At 44.9% G+C, this 9,081-nt stretch carries 7 protein-coding genes; 2 read left to right on the top strand and 5 right to left on the bottom strand.

Translation table 11 applies throughout. From position 1 onward, the window contains the following. Positions 1–22: 22 nt before the first annotated feature. The gene (gene speA, locus A1359_RS11165) at positions 23–1,849 is read right to left on the bottom strand and encodes a biosynthetic arginine decarboxylase (protein WP_232322188.1); all 1,827 of its coding nucleotides are present in this window, start codon (positions 1,847–1,849) and stop codon (positions 23–25) included. 85 nt (positions 1,850–1,934) lie between these two features. Between speA and speE the strand changes: the two genes are divergently transcribed. After that, positions 1,935–2,780, top strand: coding sequence for a polyamine aminopropyltransferase (speE, locus tag A1359_RS11160; protein WP_066982453.1), 846 nt, complete (start codon positions 1,935–1,937; stop codon positions 2,778–2,780). 376 nt (positions 2,781–3,156) lie between these two features. Next, positions 3,157–3,351, top strand: a complete 195-nt coding sequence (locus A1359_RS22460) for a hypothetical protein (protein WP_232322187.1) — start codon at positions 3,157–3,159, stop codon at positions 3,349–3,351. A gap of 83 nt (positions 3,352–3,434) precedes the next feature. On the opposite strand, the gene phoU is transcribed toward A1359_RS22460, so the two are convergent. The 4 genes from phoU to A1359_RS11140 are packed head-to-tail and all read right to left on the bottom strand — an operon-like array spanning position 3,435 to position 8,978. Further along, complete coding sequence (phoU, locus tag A1359_RS11155) at positions 3,435–4,166, bottom strand: phosphate signaling complex protein PhoU (protein ID WP_066982450.1); 732 nt, start codon at positions 4,164–4,166, stop codon at positions 3,435–3,437. 10 nt (positions 4,167–4,176) lie between these two features. Then, the gene (gene pstB / locus A1359_RS11150) at positions 4,177–5,010 is read right to left on the bottom strand and encodes a phosphate ABC transporter ATP-binding protein PstB (RefSeq protein WP_066982447.1); all 834 of its coding nucleotides are present in this window, start codon (positions 5,008–5,010) and stop codon (positions 4,177–4,179) included. Between the two features lie 36 nt (positions 5,011–5,046). Further along, positions 5,047–6,702: a phosphate ABC transporter permease PstA gene (gene pstA, locus A1359_RS11145; protein ID WP_066982443.1), complete on the bottom strand. Its 1,656-nt coding sequence runs from the start codon at positions 6,700–6,702 to the stop codon at positions 5,047–5,049. Further along, on the bottom strand, positions 6,699–8,978 hold the full coding sequence (locus A1359_RS11140; RefSeq protein WP_066982440.1) for an ABC transporter permease subunit: 2,280 nt from the start codon (positions 8,976–8,978) through the stop codon (positions 6,699–6,701). The genes pstA and A1359_RS11140 overlap by 4 nt, the downstream gene beginning before the upstream one ends. Between the last annotated feature and the right edge of the window lie 103 nt (positions 8,979–9,081).

Here is a 9,081-nt window from a genome sequence, read left to right as displayed (position 1 = left end):
CCTTTCGCCTTTCGCCTTATATTTATTTTTCCAGATAAGTATAGGAATCCAATCCAGCCAACAACTCTTGCTCGAAAGCCTTTTTTTCTGTGTCGCTGAGCAAAGTGTTATCCAGCTTTTGCCGATAGGCGGCTTTTAAGGTATTGGTATTGATGTGCACATAATCCAGCAATTCACTGACGTTCTCGCCGGCCATGAACTCGCCAAATCGGTAGCCATTGTCATCTAATTCAATATTAATGGAATGGGTGTCGCCAAACAGGTTATGCATATCGCCTAAAATCTCCTGATAAGCTCCCACCATGAAAAAACCGATTAAATAACTGGCATCTTCGTTGATCTGATGCAGCGGCAGAGTGTTGCTGATGTTTTGATGATCGACATAGTGATCAATCCGGCCATCTGAATCGCAGGTTAAATCCTGCAGCACTGCGCGGCGGGTTGGTTGCTGCTCCAGTTGATGGATAGGCATAATCGGAAAAATTTGCTCAATACCCCAGATATCCGGCATGGACTGGAATAGCGAGAAATTGCAAAATACTTTATCCGCCAATTTTTCATCCAGCTCCTGCAAAATTTCCCGATGCTGATGATTATTTAGATTGAGTTTGTGTTGAATATGTTGGCACAAACTAACGTAGTTTTTTTCCGCTTCAGCCAGTTCAGTTAAGGCTAAATCGCCTTGCACAAAGCGGGCGCGCGCTTCCGCCATGTCGAATTGGGCATTATGGTAGGACTCGCTGATGTTATTAAGCATGGGCGGCGGTAAATTATCGGCCGCCTGCAGGCTTTCCACTTCCGTAACATTGGTAATCAACACCGCGTGGTGGGCGGTAATGGCCCGGCCGGATTCGGTGATGATGTTGGGGTGTGGCAGATTATGCTCCCGACTGATTTCAGCAAAACTGCGCACGATATTTTCTGCGTATTCGGTCATGCTGTAATTAATTGAACATTCGCGCCGGGAGCCGCTGCCGTCATAGTCCACTCCCAATCCGCCGCCGGCATCGACGGTGGTGATATTAGCGCCGAGTTGATGCAGTTGCAGATAAAACTGGCCGGCTTCTTTCAGGGCTAATTTTATATCGTGGATATTGGCGATCTGCGAACCCATATGAAAGTGCATCAGTTGCAAACAATCCAGCATGGATTTTTCCTGCAAACGCGCGATCAACTGCAGCACCTCGCTGGCATGCAAACCAAATTTGGATTTTTCGCCGCCGCTGTTTTGCCATTTGCCGGCGCTGATAGTCGATAAACGCACGCGCAAACCAATCAGAGGGCGTACCTTTAATTTAGCCGCTTCTTCAATGATCAATTCAAGCTCGGAGGGTTTTTCGATCACAATAAACACCGACAAGCCCATCAACTGCCCCATCAGTGCCATGCGTATATAGAGTCTGTCTTTATAGCCATTACAAACTATGGTGCCGCCGGATTTAGCCAGGCCCAGTATCGCTAATAGCTCCGGTTTGCTACCGGCTTCCAAACCAATGTGATCTGCAGAAACAATGCTTTCCACCACATTGCCCTGCTGATTGACTTTAATCGGATACACCGGTGTGTAATGGCCGCTGTAAGCATGCGTTTGGCGAGCCAGGTCGAAAGCCTGTTGCAGCTTGCGGATACGGTCGCCCAAAATATCGGTAAAACGCACCAGTACCGGAAAATTAAGGCCTTTGGCTTGTAAAGCCAGGGCAATCTCGTATAAATCGATCTCGGTGGCGCAATCGGTTTGCGGTTTGACACAGACATGTCCCTGCGCGTTAATGGAAAAATAACCGTTGCCCCATTGCTGGATGGCATAAAGCTGCTTGGATTGTTCAATCGACCATGGTTGTGTCTGCACGCACGCTCCTAAAAGGACTGTCATAAAGTGTGACAAATTCTAAAGTATAATGATGAAGCTTATATGACTTTTTAGGACTTTCATCATGCTCGACGCACAATGGTTCAGTGAAGCGCAAACTTCCTCCGGTACCGCTTTTTCATTAAAAATCACCCGCAAGCTGCACGAAGAGCAATCCGAGTTTCAGTTTCTGGAAATTTACGAAACCGAACAATTCGGCAATTTGATGGTGATCGACGGCTGCACCATGGTGTCTACCCGGGATAATTTTTTCTATCACGAGATGATGAGTCATCCTGTGTTATTCACACATCCCAATCCAAAGAGAGTCTGGATCATCGGCGGCGGTGATTGCGGTACTTTGCGGGAAGTCTTAAAACATCCGGGTGTCGAGCAAGCCGTGCAGATCGATATCGACGAACGAGTTACCCGATTGGCGGAAATTTATTTTCCTGAATTGTGCGAGTCCAACAACGACCCGCGTGCCGATTTGAAATTTATCGACGGCATTAAATGGGTGAAAGATGCGGCACCTAACAGCGTCGACATTATCATTGTCGACAGCACTGATCCGGTTGGCCCGGCGGAAGGTTTGTTCTGTGCCGATTTTTACAAAGATTGCTTCAACGCCTTGAGCGAAAACGGTATCGTGGTGCAGCAAAGCGAATCCGCTTTACTGCATATGAAAATCTTAAAAGAAATGCGCGACGAAATGCAGGCCGGCGGTTTTACCCATCTGCAAACCGTATTTTTCCCACAATGTATTTATCCATCCGGCTGGTGGAGCGCCACCATGGCCAGCAAACAAGATTTATCCAAATTCCGCGAAGCGGATGCTGCTAATAAAGGGTTTGATACCGTTTATTACAATAACGATATCCATAAAGCCAGTCTGGCCATGCCGGAGTTTTTCAAAAAAGCGTTTGCTTGATCTATAAATCTGGGTCCGGTGAAATTCCATCACCGGATTTGGCGCTGGCAGAACTGACATATTTGTCAGTTGAAAGCAAAAATGTCAGGGCTTTTGCTATAGAAATTAGTCCTGATTAAATTTGAAATGACTCTTTTTAAGTTCCATTGAGCACTGATAAAAAATAAATTACATGAAAAAATAACATTTAATAACAGTATCTTACTAACCATTTCACTCATTGAGTGGTAGGATTTTTTAATTATGGTCTAAATAGTAGAATTAATTGGCACGCTAATCGCTTTAATCTTTGTATTAATTGACTACCTGTTTACCCAATATTGGTGAACAGGTAATAAAGTCAAAATACATCAAAAATAATAAACACGGTGGGCCAATGATGAAAATTAAATCTTTCAATACTGTTTTGACGTTAGCGGCTTTTGCCGCACTGTACTTTTTTTTGCCGGCAGATAAGGTTACATCCAATGTGGTCGAAAATACGCCACAGACTGAGTCTTCACAACTCAACGTTAATCAAAAATCAAATCTTCCAAAAGCAATAAGAGGAAGTTATTTACATTCAGCCTAATTTTGCTAAATCCTGCTTTGTTACTTAGGTATGAAAATAGCCGGCACTGATAGTCTATATGACTTAAATGTCGGCTTTTAAGCTCAACGCCCGATTTTGCTCGTTTCATTGACGGTTCTGGTCAACTCTTCGTGCGAAAGATGACGTACATCTTTACCTTTAACCATGTAAATCACATGTTCACAGACATTACAGGCATGATCACCAATACGCTCTAAGGCACGAGCAGTCCACAGCACGTCTAAAGCACGCGTGATATTACGCGGGTCTTCCATCATCTGCGTAATCAGTTGTCGAGTAATGCTGCCATATTCACGATCAACTTTGCTATCTTGCGCGGTAATGGCGACGAGTTCTTCAGTATCGGTACGGGCATAAGAATCCAGCGCACCATTCAGCATTTCTTTAACCATATCCAGCAAATGCTCGATTTCGAAATATTTATCCTGATAAAACTCCCCACCCTCGAGGCGCATAGCCATTTTGGCGATACGCGTAGCTTCATCGCCGATACGTTCCAGATCAGTAATTATCTTCAGGGTAGCGATCAACATCCTTAAATCAAATGCGGCCGGTTGACGCTTGGCCATGATTTCAGTGCATTCATGATCGATATCTTTTTCCAGTGCATTGATCAATTGATCTTGCTCTATGACTTTTTCCGCACTCTCGGCGTCAGAAGACATAAACGCTTTAGTGGCTAATTCGACCTGCTCTTCAACCAAGCCGCCCATCGCCAGCACCTTGTTACGGATTTGTTCCATCTCATTGTTGAATTGCCGGGATATGTGTTGTTTGATAATCATGTTATCCATAGCTTTTCTCCTAACCGTAACGTCCGGTAATGTAATCTTCAGTTTGTTTTTTTGCAGGGTTGGTGAACAGCTCACTGGTCTCACCAAATTCAATCAATTCACCCATGTACATAAATGCCGTAAAATCAGAAACTCGCGCCGCCTGCTGCATGTTATGCGTAACAATGACGATAGTATATTTTTCCTTGAGTTCATCGATCAGTTCTTCGATTTTCAAAGTAGAGATCGGATCCAGGGCAGAGGCCGGTTCATCCAACAAAATCACTTCTGGTTCTATGGCAATGGCTCTGGCAATCACCAAACGCTGTTGCTGACCACCCGATAAACCCAAAGCGTTATCGTTTAATCGATCTTTTGCCTCATCCCACAATGCCGCTCCACGCAGAGATTTTTCCACGATTTCATCCAGCACACGTCTATCATTGACCCCCTGAATTCGTAGGCCGTAAGCTACGTTTTCATAAATACTCTTCGGAAACGGATTGGGTTTTTGAAATACCATACCCACCCGCCGCCGCAAGGCTGCGACATTAACATTTTTATCGTATATATCTTCGCCATCCAGTAATAGTTTACCCTGGATGGTGACGCCATCGACCAGATCGTTCATACGGTTGATACAACGCAATAAAGTCGATTTGCCGCAACCACTGGGGCCAATATACGCGGTGACTTTTTTCCGCGGCATTTCCATATTTACGCCATGTAATGCCTGTTTGCTGCCGTAAAATAAATTTAGATTCTGTACCGTAATGCAAGGGTCAAATTTATCGTTAGTCGTTTTACTGCCTCGATTTAGCGCACTAATATCAATAGCGTGAGTTTTTATTGCTTCTGTGGTCATTTTAATTTTCCAAACGTGTCTTGTTGACGAACAACGTTAATTTTCTAATGCGCGGTATTTTTCTCGGAGGTTATTTCGTATCGTGATAGCAAACATATTCAAGCCAATAATCACAACCACTAATAACAAGGACGTCGCGTACACCAAAGGCCGTGCTGCCTCGACATTAGGGCTTTGGAAGCCTACATCATAAATATGAAACCCTAAATGCATAAATTTTCTGTCCAAATGCAAATAGGGAAAGTTTCCATCCAACGGCAAGGTTGGAGCCAGCTTGACCACACCCACCAACATTAATGGCGCCACCTCGCCCGCTGCACGCGCAACGGCTAAAATCAAACCGGTCATGATAGCCGGGCTAGCCATAGGCAACACAGTACGCCATAACGTTTCTGCTTTGGTTGCCCCCAATGCCAAACTGCCTTCTCGAATCGATTTGGGAATACGCGATAAACCTTCTTCAGTCGCCACAATCACCACAGGTAACGTCAATAAAGCCAAGGTCAGCGAAGCCCATAGCAAACCCGGTGTGCCGAAAACCGGCGCAGGTGCTGCTTCAGGAAAAAATAAACGGTCTATATTGCCACCCAGGATATAAACAAAAAACCCTAAACCGAATACCCCGTAAACAATAGACGGCACCCCGGCTAAATTGTTGACCGCTATCCGAATCAGTCGGGTAATAAAGCCCTGTTTGGCATACTCACGCAGATAAACTGCGGCAATTACACCCAGAGGCGTTACCAGAACCGCCATCAGCATAACCATTAATACGGTGCCAAATATGGCCGGAAAAATACCACCTTCAGTATTGGCTTCGCGTGGATCGTCGCTGATAAAGGCAATAACGTTTTTAATGTATTCGATAGATTTATCCAGCGCACTCATTGCGTTGGGTCTAGTCAGCTTGATGACCCTGTTCAAAGGAATGCTAATTTCACGGCCGCCAGCTTCTGAAACCACGATACTGCAGCATTTATTAGCAATATTCAGTTTAAGCAACTCTGCTTGAATGACTTTGTATTCCTCTTCATAGGCCAATTTCTGCTTGGCAAACGCCTGTTTCTTGCTGTCATCCCACTCGTTTTTCAGCTCCAACGCCCGTTGTTTCAAACGTAAACGCTCTAGATTGTAATTAATCGACCCCATTTCCTTTTTTTGCAGATGGTCGATTTCATCGAACAACTGCAAGTTTTTTTCTATCTGTTCCTGCGCTACCGGCCACGCTTTTGCGCCCTCGGCAATCACTTGACCATTCTGTTTAACTGCCAGTAGTCGTCCGTAAAAATTACCCCATTCTCGTCGTTCAACGGCAATCAAATCCTCCGGGGTAGTTTTGTCTTGAATGTATTGATCCTGTATCCAACGAAAATCCGTGCCCAGGATGTCACGATTACCGGTTTTAATCAGGTATTGTTGTAAATAGTCAGCACCATTCAAAACCTCCAGCCCCGCCGAAATGGCTTGCGCTTTATGCAACAAGGACTCATCGACTTCCTCACCTATGATAACTGAGCTTTGGCCTTGCCTATCCTTATAATGATATTCCACAACATCCGCCGGCCAAAAATGTCCTAGGCCGCGCACAGCAATCAACATCAATAATCCCAACACCAGCAACAAGTTGATACTCACTGCACCGGCAGTCATCCATATCCACGGTAAACCGCTTTTAAACCATGCTTTTATCATAACGAACTATATTTTTGTCTTAGATTCTGACGAATCAATTCAGCAACCGAATTGACGACGAAGGTAAACATAAACAGCACCAAAGCCGCTAAAAACAATACCCGATAGTGTGTGCTATTAACTTCTGCTTCCGGCATTTCGACGGCGATATTGGCAGATAGGGTGCGTAAACCCTGGAAGATACTTAAATCCATCACAGGGGTATTACCGGTTGCCATCAATACGATCATGGTTTCGCCAACAGCACGCCCAAGTCCGATCATCACAGCCGAGAAAATGCCAGGGCTAGCAGTGAGTATCACAACCTTGGCCAAAGTCTGCCAAGGTGTAGCACCCAACGCCAAAGAACCGGTAGTTAAGTGTTTAGGTACACTGAAAATGGCATCTTCGGCAATCGAGAATACCATCGGAATGACGGCAAAGCCCATGGCTAAACCAACCACCAAAGTATTACGTTGATCGTAGCCGATATCTAACTCCTTTAGCATCCAGATGCGTAAATCGCCATTAAAGAACAACGCATCAATACCCGGACTTATTACAAACGCCAGCCAGCAGCTTAAAACGATAACGGGTAACAGCAAGATGGCATCCCAACCTTCCGGCAATTTATTGCGAATAGTTTTCGGCATAAACTGCCAGCAATAGGCAAACAGCATCACAACTACCGGCACGACGAATAACATGGCAAAGATGCCGGTCAGATTTTTCTCCACAAACGGCGCCAACCACAAACCCGCCAAGAACCCCAAAATCACCGTGGGTAATGCACCCATGATTTCGATGCCTGGTTTAACATACTGACGCATGCCGGTTGCCATGAAATAACCCGTATAAATTGCCCCGAACAGTGCTAATGGAATAGCCACCAACATGGAGTAAAAAGCTGCTTTCAAGGTACCGAACACTAACGGGGTCAAACTCATTTTAGGTTCGAAATCGTTGCTAGCGGCAGAAGACTGCCAGATGTAGTCCGGTTCCGGATAACTCTCGTACCAGACTTTTTCCCACAAAGAGGACCAGGACACTTCCGGATGCTCGTTTTCAACTGTCCAGAAATGAATTTTAGCGTCCTCTGTTTCCAACAACATGGCATTGGCGCGTGGCGACAAAGTAACCGCTATTGGTTTGCCATTAAAAGCCTTTTCCTTGATAGCCTCACGCTCTGAAGTTGAATTGTAAATACCTATCACACCTTGTGTATCAGCCACTAACATCCCCTTTCGACGTTGCTCCGGGTTGATAGTGACCAGCGGCGAATCAGAAACCTTAAATGAGCGTAATTTCTGCACACTGTAATGATTTTGCTTATCGCGTACGATAGTCCATTGCGAAAGCAAGCCTGTGCTATCACCAATCAATACTGAAATATCCCCATTCAGAAATTCCATACTGGTAATTTGTATCCCTTGACTGGTGACATTCAGTTTATAGGCAGCAGTCGGTTTACTTTTATCGGTAATATCGATAACACTTAGTTCACCACTACGAGAGGCCAGATAAAGGTTGCGCTGCTCTTTATCCATCAATACAAATTCGATGTTTTCGCTGGGTAAATCAATGTCAGAATCGATACGCTCCCAGCTGACTTCATCATCAAACAGGGATTCTTTTTTGCTTAGGTTAGTCAACACCAAACGATTATCTGCCGTTTTCGCAAACAGGGTATTGCTTTTATCCCCCAACTTTACTGCCAGTTTAATTAAGGGCTGACCCAAGTTATCCACCACTACCGGCTCTTGGCCTAACGGATATTGGATTGATGGCGTAATGACGCGTTTGTCATTCGGATACGACAATTTGTAGGCGTGTTTAACAACCAAGGCACGTCCATCAGATAAGCCATAAGCAATCACACCTTTATCAACACCACCATGGGCATAGCTGGTAATTTGAACGCCTTCCGGAATTGGCAGCGGATCAATGCGAATGGTTGCGCCATCGGCAACATTAAAAAATATGACCTTAGCCTGATCAGTAAAACGCACCCCAACTTCGTTTTGTTCTTCCATAGACAAAAACACTGTCTTGCCCAACGCCTGCTCGGGCGCACTATATTGGTTGACAGCTTCGGCATGCGCCGGTAGTAGCAAGGGAAAAACCACGTAAAGTAGATAAAAAAAGATCAAAACAATTGCAAGAATAATACTGAGGCCGCCAAATACGACCGCATGTGCAACGATTTTATCTTTCAAAAGCCGCCAGCGTTGGTACGCATCGCTCGATGACAGTTGTAGCAACGTCGATTTGGAAGAGGATGATTGATTTTCAGGCATAAACTAAACGGTCAAAGTAAGCAGAGTGTCCTTGTAACATTTTACAAGACTCAGTTATAAAAAAGCCGATAAACCACTAAGGTAATTTATCGGCTTTTATCGG

Origin of the sequence: Methylomonas lenta (assembly GCF_001644015.1) — a bacterium.
GTDB classification, from domain to species: Bacteria; Pseudomonadota; Gammaproteobacteria; order Methylococcales; family Methylomonadaceae; genus Methylomonas; species Methylomonas lenta.
This window is presented reverse-complemented; position numbering and strand designations above follow the sequence as displayed.

What these genes read in the sequence shown, in the direction of transcription:
- speE (WP_066982453.1), top strand. Translation starts at nt 1,935, where the DNA reads ATGCTCGACGCACAATGGTTCAGTGAAGCGCAAACTTCCTCCGGTACC.
- pstB (WP_066982447.1), bottom strand. Translation starts at nt 5,010, where the DNA reads ATGACCACAGAAGCAATAAAAACTCACGCTATTGATATTAGTGCGCTA.
- A1359_RS22460 (WP_232322187.1), top strand. Translation starts at nt 3,157, where the DNA reads ATGATGAAAATTAAATCTTTCAATACTGTTTTGACGTTAGCGGCTTTT.
- A1359_RS11140 (WP_066982440.1), bottom strand. Translation starts at nt 8,978, where the DNA reads ATGCCTGAAAATCAATCATCCTCTTCCAAATCGACGTTGCTACAACTG.
- phoU (WP_066982450.1), bottom strand. Translation starts at nt 4,166, where the DNA reads ATGGATAACATGATTATCAAACAACACATATCCCGGCAATTCAACAAT.
- pstA (WP_066982443.1), bottom strand. Translation starts at nt 6,702, where the DNA reads ATGATAAAAGCATGGTTTAAAAGCGGTTTACCGTGGATATGGATGACT.